The organism is Rhizobacter sp. P2_H3 (genome assembly GCF_056403355.1).
This window is the reverse complement of sequence record NZ_JBFUFQ010000028.1, coordinates 17,676-36,017: the sequence shown is the minus strand read 5'-3', so window position 1 is coordinate 36,017 and position 18,342 is coordinate 17,676. Positions and strand designations below refer to the sequence as shown.

Below are 18,342 nucleotides of genomic sequence, written 5' to 3'. Positions count from 1 at the left end.
TGTTTTATATGACGGTCGTCATGATTGAAATTATATGACGTACATCATTTATCATGTCAAGCGGCATCTTGAGCGTCACCTCGCCGGAAAGGTCTTCTCCCCATGAAAGTCAGTCGTGAACAAGCCGAGCAGAACCGCGAACGGGTGCTGCAGGTGGCCGCGAAGCTGTTCCGCGAGCGCGGTTTCGACGGCATCGGCGTGGCCGACCTGATGAAGAGCGCCGGCATGACGCACGGCGGTTTCTACGGGCAGTTCGGCTCGAAGGAAGACCTGATGGCCGAGACCTGCGCGCGGGTGTTCGCGGCGGGCGGGCAGCGCTGGCAGCGGGTCGTCGGCGAGGCGGCGGCGCGCGGCGACAGCGGCATGGCGGCGCTGGCACGCGCCTACCTGTCGGCCGAACACCGCGACGATCCCGGCGACGGCTGCCCGGTGTCGGCGCTCGGTGCCGAGGCGGCGCGCCAGGGGCCGGCGCTGCGGGCCGCGTTCACCGCGGGGGTGCGCGACGCGCTGGACTTCATCGGCGGACTGGTCGGCGGGCGCAAGGCGCGGCGCCGCGAGCGCGCGATCGTCGCGTATGCCGCGATGATCGGCGCGCAGGTGCTGGCGCGCGCGGTCGACGACGAGGCCTTGTCGACCGAGATCCTGCAGGCGGTCGCGGCGGAACTCGGGGACGAGCCCGCCGCGGCCTGACCAGGATCAGTTCAGACCTTCAACGCAGCGGCGCGAACAGTGCCGCGAGCCGGTCCGGCGTGCCGTCGATGCGTTGCAGCGTCGGGTAGCGCAGCCCGCCGCGCCACTCGATGCGCACGCTGCGGTAGAGATCGCCGGACTTCAGCAGCAGCTCGATCGGCCCGCCGCTCTTCGCGGCGGTCACCGCCTCCTTCAGCAGGTCTTCGGTGTAGGCCCGGCCGTTGACGGCCAGCAGCGTCGCACCGGGCGCCATGCCGGCGTCGAAGGCCGGGCTGCCCCAGTTCACGTTGCGCACCTTCGCGGCTTCGCCGAGGTCGAAGCCGAGCGAGTAGCTGAAGTCGGTGACCTTCCAGGCCCCCATCTTCGCGCTGTAGTGCTCGCTCGGCTTGTCGCTCCAGCCGAGCTTCCAGCCCGACGCGGCGATGCCGGCCATCGGTGCCGGCCGGTCGTGCGTGTCCAGCCGCTGGCGCAGGAAGCCGGCCCAGTCGTACGCCTGCACGCGGTTCAGCTCGCGCACCACGTCGTCGAAGGTGTAGGTCAGCGGCTGCACGCGCTTCGGCTCGGCACCGAAGAAGGCGCGGGCGAAGTCGTCCAGCGAGCGCTTGCCGTTCGAGCGCTCGCGGATCAGCATGTCGGCTTCGAGCCAGATCAGCCGCGACTCGTCGTAGTAGTCGGCGCTGCGCTGCCACGAGCTCCAGTCGCGGCGCCCGCGCGTCGCCCACAGCAGCGGCTCGTTGGTGGTGTCCTGCAGGCTGCGCCAGGCGCGGCCGGCGCGGGCGTCGAGCCAGGCTGCGGTCTCGGCCAGGTCGGCGCGTGCGTCGGCGGCGCTGACCAGGCCGGAGCGCGCGGCCAGCACGGCGCCCCAGTACTGCGTCTGGCCTTCGTAGACCCACAGCAGGCTGTCGCGCATCGGCGTGTTGAAGTGCGGCGTCCACAGGTCGGCCGGGCGACGGAACTTGCCGTTCCACGAGTGGGTGTACTCGTGCGGCAGCAGGTCGCGCCCGGTCGAGCCCTTGGCCCATTCGGTGAAGTAGGCCGCCTTGACGCCGTTCTCGCTGGACTGGTGGTGCTCCAGCCCGATGTGGCCGAACTGCTCGCTGAGCGCCAGCAGGAACTCGTAGTGCGTGAAGTGCCGCGACGCGAACACCTTGTCGGCCTGCGTGACGAGCGCGCGGTGCGCCGCGAGCTGCTCCGGGCTGATCACGTTCTGCGAGGCGCGGTCGGCGACCACGTTCAGGAACACCGGCGCGCGGCCGGCCGCGCTGGCGCCGGGGTCGAGGTCCAGGCGCTGCAGGTGGCGGCCGGCGAACACCGGCGAGTCGACCAGCGTGTCGAGGTCGGTGGCCTTGAACGAGAAGCTCGCGCCACCGGTGGTGGCAACGGCCGGCGAGGCCAGCTCCAGCGCGGTGCCGGCCAGCCAGCCGGCCGGCAGCGTCAGGCTGGGCTGCACGCTGATCTTCGCGGCGGCGTAGCCGGCCGGGTACAGCACGACGGCGTTCCACTGCACGCCGAGCATGTCGGGCGTGACGACCTGGCGTTCGCTGCCGGGCTCGAGCGGCGTCAGGAACTGGAACTCGATGTCGAGTGCCGCCGCACCGGCCGGCACCTCGATGTGGAAGGCCGCGCTGTCGACGGCGTCGCGCACCCAGGCGACGGGCTTGCCGCCGGCGCTGACCTGCAGGCCGCTCAGCTGCGCGAGTGCGGCGCTGGGCGAATGCGTGCCGGGCAGCCAGCGCGGGTAGTACAGCGCGAGCGGGCCGGGCGAGACGGGGATCGTCTCGCGCACGCGGAAGATCTTGCGATCGAGGTCGGTGGCATCCACCGAGAGGCTGATCACGCCCGGGTAGGGCGCGTCGCTCAGTGCCGGCAGGGTTTGCGCGGCGGCGAGCGGGGCGAGGGCGGCCAGGCTGATGGCGGCCACCGCGGTGCGAAGGGTCGGGTTCATCGGGGTCCTGTGAGTTGGACCGAAAACGATAAGCGAAAAGACGGCCGGTTCGCTGTGACAAACTGATCTCACGTCGAATCCGTGGCGACAATCCACCCTCGCAGTACCCGCCACCATGGACCCCGCCACCGTCATCCTGATGCTCGCCATCCACCTGATCGCCAGCGGCGGGCTGATGGCACTCGTGTGGCGCCGCATGCCGGGGGCGCCGGGGCTGGGCCGCTGGGCGCTGGCGAGCGGCCTGTTCGGTGCGGCCTACCTGGCGCGCCTGCTGGCCGGGCTGCAGGGGGTCGATGCGCTCGGCCTGGTGTCCGACGGCGTGATGCTGCTCGCGGTGCTGGTGTTCGGCGACGGCGTGCGCGAGTTCGTCGGCCGCGCGCCGGTGCCGCCGCGGCGCGTCGGCGTGCTGGCGCTGCTGCTGATCGGCACCGAGGTCGCCGCGGCGGCCTTCGGCGGCGCGCAGGCGCGGCACGTCGCGCTGAACGCGATGATCGGCCTGCTGTATGCGCAGATCGCCTGGATCCTCGCCGCCGAGCGCACCCGCCAGAGCGCCCCGCTGCACGCGCCGCTGGCGCTGCTGGTCGGGATCGTCGGCGGCCTGTCGGCGCTGACGCTGCTGCGCGGTGCGCACATCGCGCGCGACGGCATGCCGGTCGCCTTCCACGGCCCGATGGCCCAGGGCTACTACCTCTACGCATCGGTCACGGCGGTGGTCACCGCGCTGACGCTGGTGTGGATGATGCTGCTGCGCCTGAACGGCCAGCTCGCCGACCTGGCGACCCGCGACGCGCTGACCGGCGTGTTCAACCGCAACGGCCTCGCGCAGGCGCTGAAGCAGCATTTCGACCAGCGCCAGGCCGCGCCGTTGACGCTGCTGCTGATCGACATCGACCACTTCAAGCGCATCAACGACACGCTGGGCCACGCCACCGGCGATGCGGTGTTGCAAGGCGTGGCGCGCGAGCTGCAGTCGCAGCTGCGCGCCGGCGATTTCGTCGCGCGCATCGGCGGCGAGGAGTTCCTGGTCGGCTGCGTCGGCGCGGACCGCGCGATCGTGCTCGCGCTGGCCGACCGGCTGCACCGCAGCATCGGCCGCCTGCAGGTGCCGGCGGCCACCGGCAGCGAGCGGATCGGCTGCACGGCGAGCATCGGCGTGTCGGCCAGCTTCGACCGCTTCGACGGCTGGGAGCCCGCCGCCTCGCAGGCCGACGAGGCGCTGTACCGCGTGAAGGCGGCGGGCCGCGACGGCGTGCAATCGCACCTGGTGGCGTGCAGGACCTGAGCCATGGCCACCGACCCGGCGCCGCAGATGCGCATCGGCGAACTGGCCGAGCGCACCGGCCGCAGCGTGCATGCGATCCGCTGGTACGAGGCACAGGGGCTGCTGCCCGGCGTGCTGCGCAACGCGGCGGGCCGGCGCCTGTACGGCGAGCGCCATGTCGGCTGGCTGGAACTGATGGAGCGGCTGCGCAGCACCGGCATGTCGATCGCGCAGATGCGGGCCTACACCGCGCTCGTGATGCAGGGCCGGCGCACGCTGCCGCAGCGCCAGCAGCAGCTCGCGGCGCACCGTGCGCAGGTCGAGGCGCGGATCGCCGAATGGAAGACGGCGCTGAAGGAGCTCGACCGCAAGCTGGCCTTCTATGCCGACTGGGTGGCGCAGGGCGCGCGCCCGCCGACGGACCCGCAGGGCCGGCCGCTGCCGCGCCCTCGCCCTCTCAAGCCGAAGACCAAGACCCTCAAGCGCTGACGGGTATCGCTTGATCTAGAGCCTGCTCTAGATCGCCCACTGGCGGCATGACCCACTCCCCCGTCAACGCCATGTCCTCCTTGTCCTCTTCTTCCGACAACAAGCTGCTGCTGCAGCGCATCTTCGGGCAGCTGGCCGTCGGCAACGGCCGGCCGCTGGTCGACGCGATGGCCGACGACTTCTGCTGGACGATCACCGGCAGCTCGGCCTGGTCCGGCACCTGGCGCGGCAAGCCGGCGGTGCGCGAGCGACTGCTCGCCCCCCTGTTCGCGCAGTTCGAAGGCACCTACACCAACACCGCCGAGCGCTTCATCGCGGAAGGCGAGCACGTGGTGGTGCTGTGCCGCGGCCGCGTCGACACCCGGGCCGGCAAGCCGTATGACAACAGCTACTGCTTCGTCTTCCGGCTCGCAGCCGGTCAGCTGAAGGAGGTGGTGGAGTACCTCGACACCGCGCTGGTGGATGCGGTGCTCGCGCCGCCGCCGCCGGCCGCAGCCTGACCGCGCATCTGGCGCAGCCAGCCGCCGGGCGTCAGGCCGGTCGCGCCCTTGAAGCGGCGGCTGAAGTGGCTCTGGTCCGCAAAGCCGGCGTCCAGTGCCGCGAGCGCGGGCGCGACGCCGGCCAGCAGCAGGCGCTTCGCGTGTTCCAGCCGCACCGCGTTCAGGTAGACGTGAGGCGGCACGCCGAAGTGCTGGGCGAACGCACGGCTCAGGTGCACCCGCGACAGCCCGGCCTCGCGCGCCAGCTCGGCCACCGACAGGTCGCGCGACGCATGGGCGCGGATGTGGTCGCGCACGCGCAGCATGCGCCGTGAACCGGCGGCCAGCGGGCTGGTGCCCGTCGCCGGTGTCTCGCCGTGCCGCTGCAGCAACCGCACCAGCACATCGGTGGTGAGGGCCTCGCCGCGCAGCGACTCCTGCGGCTGGCCGATGGCCGCCATCGCGCGCTGCAGCGCGGCGGCGGCCGGCGGGTCGTGCACCACCGGCTGCCGGAAGAAGGCGCTGGCGAGCGTGCCGGCCTCGCGTTGCAGGTGGCGCGGCAGCGCGGCCGGGTCGACGTAGAGGATCGCGTAGCCGAATCCTTCGTCGGTGCCGCGCTGGCCGTCGTGGGCCTCGTCGGGGTTGAACAGCAGCAGGTCGCCGGGCAGGCTGGCGTGGGCGGCGCCGCGGCAGTGGAAGGTCTGCACCCCGCTGTGCGTGACGCCGATCGCGTACTGCGCGTGGCTGTGCCGCTCGAACACATGCTCGGTGAAATGCGCCCGCATCAGCGTGATGTCGGGCGTGGCACCCGGCTGGAAGCGGGCCCAATCCGAAGGACTCGAGGCGTTGGCGTCGCCGGAAGGCAGGGTCGACATGTGACAAGCGTACAAGACCGTTGCCGCACGCGGCGGCAGACTGCGTGCAGTTCCACTCTCGATGCCAGGATTTCCATGAACGCGATCGACCTGCACGGCAAGCTCGAACTCTTCAGCGACCACTGGGCCCCACGCACCGTGGCCGAGTACAACGGCCACGACGTGATGGTGGTGAAGGTGAACGGCGAGTACCGCTGGCATGCCCACCCCGACACCGACGACTTCTTCCTCGTGCTGAAGGGCCGGCTGCACATCGATCTGCCGGACGGCACGGTCACGCTCGGCCCTGGCCAGATGTTCGTCGTGCCGCGCGGCGTGCAGCACCGGCCGTGGGCCGAGGAAGAAGTGCACATGCTGCTGATCGAGCCGACCGGCACGCCGAACAGCGGCGATGCGGCGACGGCCGCGCCGCGGCGCGTGCTGTGATGCCACGGGGTGGGCAGACAAAGCGCCGCCCGCGTGGCCGCTGACGGAACCGCCGGGCCGGCGCGGTCACCCACTGTCCGTCTTCAATCCTCCGTGAAAGTCACGCCGTGGGAGTTGCTCCTGTTGGAAATGCCGCGGTGCAGCTGGGCCTGATCGAGCCGCTGATCGCCGCACCCGACCGCCAGGCCTACCTGCTGCGGAAAGTGTCGATGTGCCGCGGCGGCGCCCGCGTCACGCTGGGGACGGCGGGCTTCGACGGCTCGGACGGGCAGGGGATCGACGCGCTGGCGGACGTGACCGGCGGGGACCCGCCGGGGGACGATGGAGGCTCCTTGGGCGCGGCGCCTTCCACCTCCCGGACGAAGGGCGGTGTCGCGCGTGCGACCCGCCCGTCGCGCGGTGGGCGCCGCCGGCATGGCGGCCAAGGCGATTCGCGGGGACGCGACACGCCCGATGACGGGGACAGCGACGACGAGGACCCGGAAGATCAGCCTTTCACCACCGCATAGCGCTCGAGCGTCCGCACTCGCGCCTCGTCGTGCATCACGACCGGCAGCGGGTAGCTGTCGCCGAGCCGCACGCCGGCTTCGGCCAGCTCGATCGGCCGCGCCAGCCACGGCGCATGGATCGCCTGGTCCGACAGCCCCGCCAGCGCCGGCAGGTAGCGCCGGATGAACTTGCCCGCGGCGTCGAACTTCTCGCTCTGGCTCACCGGGTTGAAGATGCGGAAATACGGCTGCGCATCGCACCCCGTCGAGGCCGCCCACTGCCAGCCGCCGTTGTTGGCCGCCAGGTCGTAGTCGTTGAGCTTCTCGGCGAACCAGCGCTCGCCCCAGCGCCAGTCGATGCCGAGGTCCTTGGTCAGGAAGCTGGCCGTCACCATGCGCAGCCGGTTGTGCATGTAGCCGGTCTGGTTGATCTGCGCCATCGCGGCATCGACCAGCGGGTAGCCGGTGCGGCCCTCGCACCACGCCTCGAACAGCGCCTGCGCGTGCTTGCCGTGCTCCCACTTGATGGCGTCGTACTCGGGCTTGAAGCTCGCGTCGACCACCCGTGGGTGGTGGTGCAGCACCTGGTGGTAGAAATCGCGCCACACCAGCTCCGACAGCCACACCGCCGCGCCCGCCGAGCCGTGGTGCATGCGCTGCGCCGCCTCGCGCGCCAGCGTGCGGATCGAGACGGTGCCGAAGCGCAGGTGCATCGACAGGTAGCTCGGCCCCCTCACCGCCGGGAAGTCGCGCGCCTCGCCATAGCGCTCGATGCGCGGCAGGAAGTCGTCGAGCAGCGCCCGTGCGCCGGCCTCGCCCGTCCCCTGGTGCAGTTCGTGCAGGTTGGTCGGCTCGAAGCCGATCTCGGCGAGCGACGGGATGTCAGCGGCGACATCTTCCGCCGGCGGTGCCAGCCGGTGCGCGTAGCGTTCCACCGGGTACGCGCTGACGTAGAACGGCTCCAGCTTGCGCAGCCACGCGTTCTTGTACGGCGTGAACACGCTGTAGGCCTTGCCGCTGCCGGTCAGCAGCTCGCTGCGCTCGAACACCACATGGTCCTTGCCGGTGTGCAGCGCGATGCCCAGGTCGGCCAGCGCGCCGCGCACCCGGGCGTCACGGGCCAGCGAGGCCGGTTCGTCGTCGTGGTTGGCGTACACCGCCTGCACGTGCAGTTCGTGGGCCAGCCGCGGCAGCTCCTGCGTGGCCAGGCCGTGCCGCACCAGCAGCCGGGCGCCGGGTGCGAGCGCTTGCAGCCGGGTGTCGAGCGCGACCAGGCAGTCGCGGATGAACTCGACCCGCCGGTCGGCGCGCGGCAGCGCATCGAGGATCGCCTGGTCGAGGATGAACCCGCAGTACACCTTGCGGGCGGCCTTCAGCGCATGGAACAGCGCGGCATGGTCCTCGGCCCGCAAATCACGCCGGAACCACACCAGCGCGGCGTCCAGCGAGGGCTCTGTAACCTTTTCCATCGGGCGAGTGTGCCGCAGTCATAAAATGCCCCGATGCCTGCCGCGACCATCAACCTGACGAACCAGTTCCTGATCGCCATGCCGGGCATGGCCGACGACACCTTCGCCGGCGCGGTGATCTACCTGTGCGAGCACACCGAGAAGGGCGCGCTCGGCCTGGTGATCAACAAGCCGATCGACATCAAGCTGAAGAACCTGTTCGAAAAGGTCGAACTGACGCTCGACCGCCCCGACCTGGCCGATGTGCCGGTCTACTTCGGCGGCCCGGTGCAGACCGAGCGCGGCTTCGTGCTGCACGAGCGGCTGGGCGGCGAAGCGGGCGAGGGCGGGCACTACAACTCGTCGCTGCAGATTCCCGGCGGGCTCGAGATGACCACCAGCAAGGACGTGCTGGAGGCGCTGTCGCACGGCGCCGGCCCGAAGAAGATCCTCGTCACGCTCGGCTACAGCGGCTGGAGCGCCGGCCAGCTCGAGGAAGAGATCGGCCGCAACGGCTGGATCAACGTCGTCGCCGAGCCCGGCGTCATCTTCGACACGCCGGTCGAGCAGCGCTACGACAAGGCGCTGTCGCTGCTGGGGATCGACCCGCGCATGCTCTCGCAAGAGGCGGGGCATGCATGAGGCCGCTGCTCCCCGCTCGTTCCTGGCTTTCGATTTCGGCACGCTGCGCGTCGGCGTGGCCACCGGCAACACCGTGACCCGCACCGCGACGCCGCTGCGCACCGTGGCGGCGGTCGGCGATGCGCGCTTCGCGGCGCTCGGCAAGCTGATCACCGAATGGCAGCCGAGTGCGCTGGTGGTCGGCGTGCCGGTGCACCCCGACGGCGCGCCGCACGAGAACACCGTCCGCGCGCAGCGCTTCGCCCGCCAGCTGCACGGCCGCTTCCGGCTGCCGGTGCACGAGGTCGACGAGCGCTACACCACCACCGAGGCCCACGCGATGGGGGCCGGCGACGTCGATGCGGCGTCGGCGGCCATCATCCTGGAGCAATACCTGCGAGCCCTGCCTTGACAAACGCCGCCTTGACCTCCACCGACAGGACCACCTGATGGGCACACTGCTTCTCGACGCCGAGGCGTTGTACACCGACCTGCAAGCGGTCGTGCGCAACCTGCTGCAACCCGACACCGTGCTGGTGGGCATCTGGTCGGGCGGCGCCTGGCTGGCCGAGCGGCTGCATGCGCAGCTGAAGCTGCCGGGCGAGATCGGGGTGATCTCCAGCGCGCTGCACCGCGACGATTTCGCGTCGCGCGGCATGTCCAGCGCCGACCCGACGCGGCTGCCGTTCGAGGTCGACGGCCGCCCGATCCTGCTGATCGACGACGTGCTCTACACCGGCCGCACGACGCGCGCCGTCATCAACGAACTGTTCGAYTTCGGCCGCCCGGCCAGCGTGACGCTCGCGGTGCTGGTCGACCGCGGCGGGCGCGAGCTCCCGATCCAACCAGCCTACTCGGCGGCGCGCATCACGCTGCCGCGCGAGCAGCGCCTTCGCCTCGCACGCGACGACGACGGCCGATTCACCTTCGACATCCAGGAAGGCAGCTGATGCTCTCGAAGCGAAACCCGCAACTCAACGCGCACGGTGAACTGATCCACCTGCTCTCGATCGAGGGCCTGCCGCGCGCGGTGATCCACCACATCCTCGACACCGCAGGCACCTTCCTGAGCGTCAACGACCGCGACGTGAAGAAGGTGCCGCTGCTGCGCGGCAAGAGCGTGTTCAACCTGTTCTTCGAGAACAGCACGCGCACCCGCACCACGTTCGAGATCGCCGCCAAGCGGCTGTCGGCCGACGTGATCAACCTCGACATCGCGAAATCGAGCGCGGCCAAGGGCGAGAGCCTGCTCGACACCATCGCCAACCTGTCGGCGATGCATGCCGACATGTTCGTCGTGCGGCACGGCGAGAGCGGCGCGCCCTACCTGATCGCGCAGCACTGCGCGCCGCACGTGCACGTGGTGAACGCCGGCGACGGCCGCCATGCGCACCCGACGCAGGGGCTGCTGGACATGTACACGATCCGGCACTTCAAGAAGGACTTCAGCAACCTGACGGTGGCGATCGTCGGCGACATCCTGCACTCGCGCGTCGCGCGCTCCGACATCCATGCGCTGAGCACGCTGGGCGTGCCCGAGATCCGCGCGGTCGGCCCGAAGACGCTGGTGCCGGGTGACCTGAAGGAGATGGGCGTGCGCGTGTGCCACGACATGGCCGAGGGCATCCGCGGCGCCGACGTGATCATCATGCTGCGCCTGCAGAACGAGCGCATGAGCGGCGCGATGCTGCCGAGCGCCGGCGAGTTCTTCAAGAACTATGGCCTCACCGACGAGAAGCTCGCGCTCGCCAAGCCCGATGCGATCGTGATGCACCCGGGGCCGATCAACCGCGGCGTCGAGATCGATTCGTCGGTGGCCGACGGCAAGCAGAGCGTGATCCTGCCGCAGGTCACCTTCGGCATCGCGGTGCGCATGGCCGTGATGTCCACCATCGCCGGAAACAACGCATGAAACTCCTGATCAAGAACGGCCGGCTGATCGACCCGGCCTCGGGCCTGGACCAGACCGGCGACCTCGCGATCGCGGCCGGCCGCATCGTCTCGATCGGCAGCGTGAACGCCGATTTCCACGCCAGCCGCACGATCGATGCGGGCGGCCTGGTGGTGGCGCCCGGCCTCGTCGACCTGGCGGCGCGGCTGCGCGAGCCGGGGCACGAGCATGAAGGCATGCTCGAGTCGGAGATGGCCGCGGCGGTGGCCGGCGGCGTCACGAGCCTGGTGTGCCCGCCCGACACCGACCCGCCGCTCGACGAGCCGGGCCTGGTCGAGATGCTGAAGTTCCGCGCGCGCAACCTGAACCACGCGCACCTGTACCCGCTGGGCGCGCTGACGCGCGGGCTGGCCGGCGAGGCGATCACCGAGATGGCCGAGCTGACGGAGGCCGGCTGCGTCGGCTTCTCGCAGGCCGACGCGCCGCTGACCGACACGCTGGTGCTGCAGCGCTCGATGCAGTACGCATCCACCTTCGGCTACACCGTGTGGCTGCGGCCGCAGGATGCGCACCTGGGCAAGGGCGTGGCGGCCAGCGGGGCGCTGGCGACGCGGCTCGGGCTGTCGGGCGTGCCGGTGATCGCCGAGACGATCGCGCTGCACGTGATCTTCGAGCTGATGCGCGTCACCGGCGCGCGCGTGCACCTGTGCCGCCTGAGCAGCGCGGCCGGCATCGCGCTGGTGCGGCGCGCCAAGGACGAAGGCCTGCCGGTGACCTGCGACGTGAGCGCCAATCACCTGCACCTGACCGACATCGACATCGGCTACTTCAACGCCGCGATGCGCCTGACGCCGCCGCTGCGCCAGCAGCGCGACCGCGATGCGATCCGCGCCGGGCTGGCTGACGGCACGGTGGATGCGCTGGTCAGCGACCACACGCCGGTCGACGAGGACAACAAGAACCTGCCGTTCGCCGAGGCCGAGCCCGGCTCGACCGGGTTGGAGCTGCTGCTGAGCCTGGCGCTGAAGTGGGGTGACGAGCAGGGCCTGCCGCTGACGAAGACGCTGGCGCGCCTGACCTGCGACCCGGTGCGGGTGCTGGGCGAGAGCCTGGGCTCGCTCGGCTCGAGCGCGGGGCGGCTGGTGCAAGGCGGCGTGGCCGACCTGTGCCTGTTCGACCCGGCGGCGCGCTGGACGGTGGAGCCGGCGAAGTTCCGCAGCCAGGGCCGGCATTCGCCGTTCTCCGGCTACGAGCTGCCGGGCCGTGTGGCCGCGACGATCGTGGCCGGGCAGGTGGCGTTCGAAGCCCCAGCGGCCCTCTGAGGCCGTGCGCACGCTGCGCGCCGTCTGGCGCATCGTGGCCTGCCTCGCGCACGTGGTGCGCGGGGTGCTGATCTGCGCGTTCATCTTTCCGTTCGTGAGCCCGGCACGGCGCGTGGCGCGCGTCGGGCCGTGGTGCGCGGCGATGCTGCGGGTACTGGGCATTCGCGTGGTGGTGCACGGCGAGGTGCATGCGGCGCCGGTGATGATCGTCGCCAACCATGTGTCGTGGATCGACATCCTCGCGATCAATGCGGCGCACACGGCGCGCTTCGTGTCGAAGGCCGACATCCGTCGCTGGCCGGTGATCGGCTGGCTGACGGCCTGCGGCGGCACGCTGTTCATCGAGCGCGAGCGCAAGCGCGATGCGATGCGCGTGGTGCACCAGGTGGCGCAGGCGCTGCAGGAGGGCCACGTGATCGCGGTGTTCCCGGAGGGCACGACCAGCGACGGGCACGGCGTGCTGCCGTTCCACGCCAACCTGCTGCAGGCGGCGATCACCACCGGCGTGCCGGTGCAGCCGCTCGCGTTGCGCTATGCCGATGCGTCGCACACGGTGAGCCCGGCCGCGGCCTACATCGGCGACACCAGCCTGCTGCAATCGCTGTGGTGGGTGGTGATGGCCGAGGGGCTGACGGCGCAGGTGACGGTGCTGCCGGCGCATTACTCGGCGCATGCGCAGCGGCGCGAGTTGTCGGAGGCGGTGCGGGCGGGGATCGTGGGGGCGCTGGGAAAGTGAACAACTGTCAAATCCGCGGCGTGGCAACGATGCCGGGGGCTGGCGGGTCTTGCCGCGGTCATTTCGTTCACGTCTAATCCGCCGGCCGCGTCGATGCAGTTCCTCCAGAGGATTCGCCGCGAGCACCGGTAGTCGGTCGAACACCGCAGGTGTTCACCGATGTCGAGGCGAGACGAGGAGTGGTCCGTGAAGAGCAGGAAGATAGCAGCGCTGACGCTGCTGATGGCGCACGCGTGGCTGGCGTGGACCGGATCGGTTGCAGCGCAGCCCATCACGCAGTACCAGGCGAACTACGAAGCCATCGGCGGGTGGACGTCGTCGGTGCCGGCCGCGGTCGAGGACCTGATCCGGATCCTGGAGACCGTCGGCGGCTCGTATTGCCAAACGGTTCAGCAGCCACCCGATGGATACACCCAGCGCAAGTGCAGCTACCTGGATCACGATCCGAACGAGCGCCGGTTCCGGATGCTGCAGGTGGTCGACGTGGTTCACCGCGGCAGTCAGACGCTGCACACCGAGACCATCCTGGGCGGCACCTACCAAATCCGCGGCCCCTGGTTGATGACGCGCATCAAGGGCCCGCCGCGCAGCTGCCCGGCCCAACTGAAGCCCGGGCACCCGATCCACCCGATCAGCGGCGGCAAGAGCCTGAGGGAAGACCTGGGCGTGGGCCGCATCGGCGGGCAGCCGCTGGTGGCGCTGTACGACACGATGAGCCTGCCGCCGCAGAGCGCGCCTGCGGCGGCATCTGCCGCGGCGCTGGCCGCCCATGCGAGCACCTCGTTCGGCGGATTCTGGCGTGGCAACCTGCACAAGCGCCTGCTCTTGCAGACCGATGCCGCCCAGGCCTTGCGCAGCGTGCTGGCCACGCGGGACGACGGCAGCTGGCAGGGCTTCAAGCGCGACGACACAGGGATCTGGCAGCCCGATGCCGATGTGCTCGACCGCCTGCAGCAGATCACTGGCGGCTGGCGCTACACCGACATGGCCGCGCAATCCGAGGAGCTCTACGACACCGAGGGCCGCCTGCTCAGCGTGGCCTATGCGAACGGCAACCGGCTGAGCTATGGCTACAGCACCGCCGGCGACGGCACACCCGAGCCGGGCCTGCTGACCGGGCTGCAAGACCAGACCGGCCGCAGCGTCAGCTTCAGCTACGAGTGGCCCGCCGGTGCACCCCGGGCGCGCATCCGCCAGATCACGAGCGATGCCGGCAGCACCTTCATCGCGTATGACGCCGGCGGCAACCTGAGCCTGATCACCGACCCGGCGGGCAAGACGCGGCAGTACCTCTATGAACGCAGCGACCTGCCCTGGGCGGTGACGGGCATCGTCGACGAGCGCGGCGCGCGGCTGGCCACCTACGGCTACGACCCGTTCGGCCTGGCCGTGGAGACGCAATGGGCCGGCGGCGCAGACCACTACACGGCCGCCTATGCGACGCCGCCGAAGTGGGACACGACCGACACCTACGATGCGGCCACCAACATCCTGTGGCGCGACCACCACTGGGTGGCGCCGACCGGGCTGACGCTGACCGACCCGAACGGCGCGGTGAGCGACATCAGCACCACCGTCATCAACGACAAGGTGTACCTGAGCGGGCGCAGCCAGCCGGCGGGCGCGGGATGCTCGGCCAGCACCAGCAGCCAGGCGTTCGATGTGAACGGCATCCTGAGCCGCCGGGACGATTTCAACGGCACGAGAAGCTGCTACGCCAATGACCTGCAGCGCAAGCTGCCGATCACGAGCGTGGAGGGGCTGGCACAGACCGATGACTGCGGCAGCGCCACCCAGGCGAGCAGCCTGCCGGCCCCCAGCCGTATGACCAGCACCGAGTGGCACCCGGACTGGCCGCTGCCGGTGCGCCAGGCGGGGCCGAACCTGCTCACCACCTGGATCTACAACGGGCAGAGCGATCCGTTCAACGCGAACCAGATCGCCAGCTGCGCGGCGACGGCCGCCGCCTTGCCCGATGGCAAGCCGCTGCCGCTGTTGTGCAAGCGGGTGGCGCAGGCGACGCTGGACCACAACGGGACCAAGCGCTTTGCGCTGGCCGGGCAGGCGGCGGTGCCGGGAGATCCGAACGGCGTGGATCCGAACTACGCGAGCGTGAGCCTGCTGCTGCACGTGGACGGCAGCAGCAACGCGGCGGGGCTGGTCGACAGCTCGGGCAATGCCTATACGGTCAGCGCCTTCGGCAATGCGAGCGTCAGCTCGTCAGCGGCACGCTACGGCAGCGGCGGCCTGGCACTCGACGGCAGCCAGGGCACCTATGTGACCGCATCGAGTGCGGCGCTGGACCTGGGCGCGAATGACTTCACGGTGGAAGCCTGGGTGCGGTTGAACGCGTACGGCAACTTCGCGACGCTGATGGGCAACTACGGGCAAGGGGGGCGCGGGGCTTCGAGATCCTGACGGGGCCCGACGGCATGCTGTTCACGCGGTGGTCGCAAAACGGATCGAGCGATGTCGCGGCCCTTGTGCACCCCGATCGGCTGGCGTTGAACAGCTGGGCCCACGTGGCGGTGGCGCGGCAGGGTAGCGCACTGCGGATCTTCCTGAACGGCGTGCCGAGTGCGCCGATGACGATCGACGGGGCGATCTACCCGTCAAGCACGCCGGTGAACATCGGGCGCACGCCGGACACCGGCCAGGGCGTGTGGCACCTGAACGGCGCGATCGACGACGTGCGCATCACCAAGGGCGTGGCGCGCTACAGGGCCGCCTTCACACCGCCCACGGCAGGACTGCCGGGCAAGCCGGTGACGCCAGCGGTGCCGTCGTGGTTCAACACCGCGGTGGCCGATGAGGTCCAGAGCTGGACCTATGACGCGGACGGAAGGGTGCTCACCGCCAAGGGCTCGCGCAGCGACGCCAACGACACGACGGTCAGCAGCTACCACCTCGACAGCAACGAGGACCACACCCGGGGCGATCTGAAGAGCATCACGCTGCCGACCGGCGAGACGACCACCTTCACGAAGTACGCGAAGTCCGGCCAGGTGCTGCAGAGCACCGGCCCGACCGGCGTCGTGACGACCTACACCTACGACCTGCGCCAGCGCATGGTGAGCCGCACGGTGGGCGTGCAGACGACGGGCTATGACTACGAGCCCACCGGCCTGCTGAAGAAGGTGACGCTGCCCGACGGCAGCTGGGTGGGCTACGAGTACGACGACGCCCRTCGGGTGGTGGCGGTGGCGGACAAGAAGGGCAATCGCATCGAGTACGTGCTGGACAACGCGGGCAACCGCACGGACCAGCGCGTGAAGGACCCGGCCGGCGAGTTGAAGCAGAGCCTGAACGCGTTGATGGATGCGCTCGGTCGTGTGCAGCAGGCCGGCGTGACCGATCCGGCGCCGGCAACACAGGCCTTCCCGCCGCTGCCGGCTTCACCGCTGCCGCTGGAGCGCTACGAGTACGACGCGCAGGGCAACCGCACGAAGATCACGCAAGGCGCGGGCACGCTGAACCTGCAGACGCGGCTGACGTACGACGCGCTGGAGCGGGTGAAGGACACGACCGACCCGAAGAACGGCACGACGCGCTTCGAGTACGACGGCGGGGATCGCACGACGCAGGTGACCGACCCGAGGAGCCTCGCGACGCAGTACCCGCGCAACGGCCTGGGCGATGCGACGCAGGTGATCAGCCCGGACACCGGCAACGAGGCGCTGACCTACGACGCAGCCCGCAACCTGAAGACCCGCACCGACAGCCGCGGCGTGCTGACGACCTACGGCTACGACGCGAGCGACCGGCTGACCTCGGCGGTGTACACGCAAACCGGCCAGCCGACGGAGACCGTGACGCTGGCCTACAGCCAGACCGGTGCAGGTTTCAGCTACGGCGCGGGCAAGCTGACGAGCAGCGGCTACCCGGGCGGCTCGGCGCAGTACGGCTACGACGACCAGGGCGAGGTGGTCAGCGACGTGCAGCGCGTCAATGCAAGCACCGGCAGCAACACCACGCAGCTGACGCACACGGTGGGCTACGGCTACACGCTGGGCAACCTGAGCGGCATCAGCTACCCGTCGAGCCGGCAGCTGGGCCTGACCTGGGTGGATGGCGAGGTCGCCGAGATCACGCTGGGCGGCACGCCGTTGATCCCGCAGATCGAGTGGACGCCGTTCGCCGGCACGGTCAAGCGCTGGGGCTGGGCGATGGCGAGCGGCACGAAGTCGAACGAGCGCTACTTCGACCTCGCGGGCCGGGCGATCCGGTACCCGCTGGGCGAGGCGCTGCGGGATGTGCGCTACGACGAGGCGAGCCGCATCGTGAGCTTCACGCACCTGAGTGCGGACGGCACGGCGCAGCCGGCGTTGGATCAGCAGTTCGGGTGGGATGAGAACAGCCGGCTCACCAGCATCACGACGAACGCGGCGAACTGGGGCATCAGCTACGACCCGAACGGCAACCGCACCGGCCTGAGCCTGAACGGCAGCCCGAGCACGTACAGCGTGGAGGCGACGAGCAACCGGACCACGAGCATCACGAACCCGGCGCGCAGCCTCGTGTTCGACAGTGCCGGCAACACGCTCAGCGACAGCGCGGCCGATGGCTCAGGCTACACGGCGAGGTACAACCTGCGCGGCCAGCTCGCGACGATCACCAAGGGCGGGGTGACGACGAGCTACACGTACAACGCTGCCGGACAGCGGGTGCGCAAGGTGAGCAGCACGGGGCCGCAGAGCACGGTGGTCTTCGTGTACGACCAGGCGGGCCACCTGCTGGGCGAGTACGACCAGAACGGAGCCCCATTGAGGGAATACGTGTGGCTGCGCGACACGCCGATGGCGATGTTCCCGCCGGATCCGGCGAACCCCTCAGGCGAGCCGCTGGTGTACTTCATCCACACCGATCACCTGAACACGCCGCGGGTGGTGGTGGACCGCCAGAACCGGGTGCGCTGGCGCTGGCTGGCGGAGCCCTTCGGGACGAGCGCGCCGGAGACCAACCCGAGCGGGCTGGGGGTCTTCGTGCAGAACCTGAGGTTCCCGGGGCAGTATGCGGATCAGGAGAGCGGGCTGTTCTACAACTACTTCCGGTACTACAACTCGGCGGGTGGGGGCTACACGCAGAGTGATCCGATCGGGTTGGCTGCTCGGAGTCTGACGACTTATGGGTATGTGGGGGGGAATCCATTGGCGCTTGTTGACCCGCGCGGCCTTCAAGCAGGCAGCATGGGGTTCCCAAATATTGAAGGGGAATTCAGACGCTATCAAGATGCCCTGATTAATGCGTACGCTGAAGTTGCGATCTTTGCGGCAACTGACGGGCTGATTGGGCTAGGGGTCGAGGCGCTGAATGCATTGCGTCTAGCAAAGGCAGCTGACCTTGCGCGCGACGCGGAAGGACTGAGAAGTATGAGGAAGTTCGCTACGTATGCAGGTGGACACGAGGCAGGTGAGGTTGTTGTTGGTACGTCAAGTAAGGCTCGCAGGATGTGCGCCGAAGATATGGTTGCTGAGCAACTTAGTCAAAATGCTTCAATGACAAAAGCATACGGATGGAGACGTAATCCGGAGACAGGCCTACTTGAGTGGACAGAAATCCCGGTATGTTACTCGTGCCAAGCGAAATATAGGCCATCCCAATTTCCTTCGGATGTAAAGGCTGAGCCAGGTGGGCCTTGGGGATGGTAGTTTGGGGATGCTATTCACGGAGA

17 protein-coding genes are annotated in these 18,342 nt (G+C 69.8%); 14 read left to right on the top strand and 3 right to left on the bottom strand.

The window, feature by feature from the left end:
- The first annotated feature begins 102 nt into the window (after positions 1-102).
- Positions 103-690, top strand: coding sequence for a TetR/AcrR family transcriptional regulator (locus tag AC1D1T_RS08295; RefSeq protein ID WP_477991749.1), 588 nt, complete (start codon positions 103-105; stop codon positions 688-690).
- A gap of 19 nt (positions 691-709) precedes the next feature.
- Here the strand turns inward: AC1D1T_RS08295 and AC1D1T_RS08290 are convergent, their stop codons facing one another.
- Positions 710-2,635, bottom strand: coding sequence for a M61 family metallopeptidase (locus tag AC1D1T_RS08290; RefSeq protein ID WP_465114142.1), 1,926 nt, complete (start codon positions 2,633-2,635; stop codon positions 710-712).
- Positions 2,636-2,750: 115 nt separating this feature from the next.
- Here AC1D1T_RS08290 and AC1D1T_RS08285 point away from each other — a divergent pair, with 115 nt between their 5' ends.
- From AC1D1T_RS08285 to AC1D1T_RS08275, 3 genes are all read left to right on the top strand, one after another.
- Positions 2,751-3,917 (top strand): GGDEF domain-containing protein, encoded by a 1,167-nt coding sequence (locus AC1D1T_RS08285; RefSeq protein WP_477840075.1) that lies wholly within the window; start codon positions 2,751-2,753, stop codon positions 3,915-3,917.
- A gap of 3 nt (positions 3,918-3,920) precedes the next feature.
- Positions 3,921-4,385, top strand: coding sequence for a MerR family transcriptional regulator (locus tag AC1D1T_RS08280; protein WP_477826146.1), 465 nt, complete (start codon positions 3,921-3,923; stop codon positions 4,383-4,385).
- 71 nt (positions 4,386-4,456) lie between these two features.
- On the top strand, positions 4,457-4,885 hold the full coding sequence (locus AC1D1T_RS08275; protein ID WP_477826145.1) for a nuclear transport factor 2 family protein: 429 nt from the start codon (positions 4,457-4,459) through the stop codon (positions 4,883-4,885).
- Here AC1D1T_RS08275 and AC1D1T_RS08270 read toward each other — a convergent pair.
- Positions 4,804-5,739 carry a helix-turn-helix domain-containing protein gene (locus AC1D1T_RS08270; RefSeq protein ID WP_477826144.1) on the bottom strand — a complete coding sequence of 312 codons (936 nt, stop codon included), beginning with the start codon at positions 5,737-5,739 and terminating at the stop codon, positions 4,804-4,806. The two genes, AC1D1T_RS08275 and AC1D1T_RS08270, sit on opposite strands and share 82 nt — an antisense overlap.
- Before the next feature lie 75 nt (positions 5,740-5,814).
- Between AC1D1T_RS08270 and AC1D1T_RS08265 the strand changes: the two genes are divergently transcribed.
- Together AC1D1T_RS08265 and AC1D1T_RS08260 are read left to right on the top strand one after the other, a co-directional pair.
- Positions 5,815-6,165 carry a cupin domain-containing protein gene (locus AC1D1T_RS08265; RefSeq protein ID WP_465114137.1) on the top strand — a complete coding sequence of 117 codons (351 nt, stop codon included), beginning with the start codon at positions 5,815-5,817 and terminating at the stop codon, positions 6,163-6,165.
- A 137-nt stretch (positions 6,166-6,302) separates the two neighbouring features.
- Positions 6,303-6,674 (top strand): hypothetical protein, encoded by a 372-nt coding sequence (locus AC1D1T_RS08260; protein ID WP_465114136.1) that lies wholly within the window; start codon positions 6,303-6,305, stop codon positions 6,672-6,674.
- Here the strand turns inward: AC1D1T_RS08260 and AC1D1T_RS08255 are convergent.
- Positions 6,653-8,122 (bottom strand): cryptochrome/photolyase family protein, encoded by a 1,470-nt coding sequence (locus AC1D1T_RS08255; protein ID WP_477826143.1) that lies wholly within the window; start codon positions 8,120-8,122, stop codon positions 6,653-6,655. The two genes, AC1D1T_RS08260 and AC1D1T_RS08255, sit on opposite strands and share 22 nt — an antisense overlap.
- 33 nt (positions 8,123-8,155) lie before the next feature.
- Between AC1D1T_RS08255 and AC1D1T_RS08250 the strand changes: the two genes are divergently transcribed.
- The 8 genes from AC1D1T_RS08250 to AC1D1T_RS08215 all read left to right on the top strand — a co-directional run bounded on the left by AC1D1T_RS08250 (position 8,156) and on the right by AC1D1T_RS08215 (position 18,319).
- Positions 8,156-8,743 carry a YqgE/AlgH family protein gene (locus AC1D1T_RS08250; protein WP_047499672.1) on the top strand — a complete coding sequence of 196 codons (588 nt, stop codon included), beginning with the start codon at positions 8,156-8,158 and terminating at the stop codon, positions 8,741-8,743.
- Complete coding sequence (gene ruvX, locus AC1D1T_RS08245) at positions 8,736-9,134, top strand: Holliday junction resolvase RuvX (RefSeq protein WP_477826142.1); 399 nt, start codon at positions 8,736-8,738, stop codon at positions 9,132-9,134. The genes AC1D1T_RS08250 and ruvX overlap by 8 nt, the downstream gene beginning before the upstream one ends.
- A 37-nt stretch (positions 9,135-9,171) precedes the next feature.
- On the top strand, positions 9,172-9,672 hold the full coding sequence (gene pyrR / locus AC1D1T_RS08240) for a bifunctional pyr operon transcriptional regulator/uracil phosphoribosyltransferase PyrR (RefSeq protein WP_047499677.1): 501 nt from the start codon (positions 9,172-9,174) through the stop codon (positions 9,670-9,672).
- Positions 9,672-10,634: an aspartate carbamoyltransferase catalytic subunit gene (locus AC1D1T_RS08235; RefSeq protein ID WP_477826141.1), complete on the top strand. Its 963-nt coding sequence runs from the start codon at positions 9,672-9,674 to the stop codon at positions 10,632-10,634. The genes pyrR and AC1D1T_RS08235 overlap by 1 nt, the downstream gene beginning before the upstream one ends.
- Positions 10,631-11,935, top strand: a complete 1,305-nt coding sequence (locus tag AC1D1T_RS08230; RefSeq protein ID WP_047499681.1) for a dihydroorotase — start codon at positions 10,631-10,633, stop codon at positions 11,933-11,935. Before AC1D1T_RS08235 ends, AC1D1T_RS08230 begins: the two co-directional genes overlap by 4 nt.
- A 4-nt stretch (positions 11,936-11,939) precedes the next feature.
- Complete coding sequence (locus AC1D1T_RS08225) at positions 11,940-12,671, top strand: lysophospholipid acyltransferase family protein (RefSeq protein WP_477826735.1); 732 nt, start codon at positions 11,940-11,942, stop codon at positions 12,669-12,671.
- Between the two features lie 186 nt (positions 12,672-12,857).
- Entirely contained in the window at positions 12,858-15,089 is a 2,232-nt protein-coding gene (locus tag AC1D1T_RS08220; protein WP_477826736.1) for a hypothetical protein, read from the top strand.
- Between the two features lie 14 nt (positions 15,090-15,103).
- Positions 15,104-18,319 carry an RHS repeat-associated core domain-containing protein gene (locus AC1D1T_RS08215; protein WP_477991748.1) on the top strand — a complete coding sequence of 1,072 codons (3,216 nt, stop codon included), beginning with the start codon at positions 15,104-15,106 and terminating at the stop codon, positions 18,317-18,319.
- Positions 18,320-18,342: the final 23 nt, after the last annotated feature.

Excerpts from the sequence above, each read along its gene's own strand:
- AC1D1T_RS08295 (WP_477991749.1), top strand. The coding sequence starts at position 103 with ATGAAAGTCAGTCGTGAACAAGCCGAGCAGAACCGCGAACGGGTGCTG.
- AC1D1T_RS08290 (WP_465114142.1), bottom strand. The coding sequence starts at position 2,635 with ATGAACCCGACCCTTCGCACCGCGGTGGCCGCCATCAGCCTGGCCGCC.
- AC1D1T_RS08285 (WP_477840075.1), top strand. The coding sequence starts at position 2,751 with ATGGACCCCGCCACCGTCATCCTGATGCTCGCCATCCACCTGATCGCC.
- AC1D1T_RS08280 (WP_477826146.1), top strand. The coding sequence starts at position 3,921 with ATGGCCACCGACCCGGCGCCGCAGATGCGCATCGGCGAACTGGCCGAG.
- AC1D1T_RS08275 (WP_477826145.1), top strand. The coding sequence starts at position 4,457 with ATGTCCTCCTTGTCCTCTTCTTCCGACAACAAGCTGCTGCTGCAGCGC.
- AC1D1T_RS08270 (WP_477826144.1), bottom strand. The coding sequence starts at position 5,739 with ATGTCGACCCTGCCTTCCGGCGACGCCAACGCCTCGAGTCCTTCGGAT.
- AC1D1T_RS08265 (WP_465114137.1), top strand. The coding sequence starts at position 5,815 with ATGAACGCGATCGACCTGCACGGCAAGCTCGAACTCTTCAGCGACCAC.
- AC1D1T_RS08255 (WP_477826143.1), bottom strand. The coding sequence starts at position 8,122 with ATGGAAAAGGTTACAGAGCCCTCGCTGGACGCCGCGCTGGTGTGGTTC.
- AC1D1T_RS08250 (WP_047499672.1), top strand. The coding sequence starts at position 8,156 with ATGCCTGCCGCGACCATCAACCTGACGAACCAGTTCCTGATCGCCATG.
- ruvX (WP_477826142.1), top strand. The coding sequence starts at position 8,736 with ATGCATGAGGCCGCTGCTCCCCGCTCGTTCCTGGCTTTCGATTTCGGC.
- AC1D1T_RS08235 (WP_477826141.1), top strand. The coding sequence starts at position 9,672 with ATGCTCTCGAAGCGAAACCCGCAACTCAACGCGCACGGTGAACTGATC.
- AC1D1T_RS08230 (WP_047499681.1), top strand. The coding sequence starts at position 10,631 with ATGAAACTCCTGATCAAGAACGGCCGGCTGATCGACCCGGCCTCGGGC.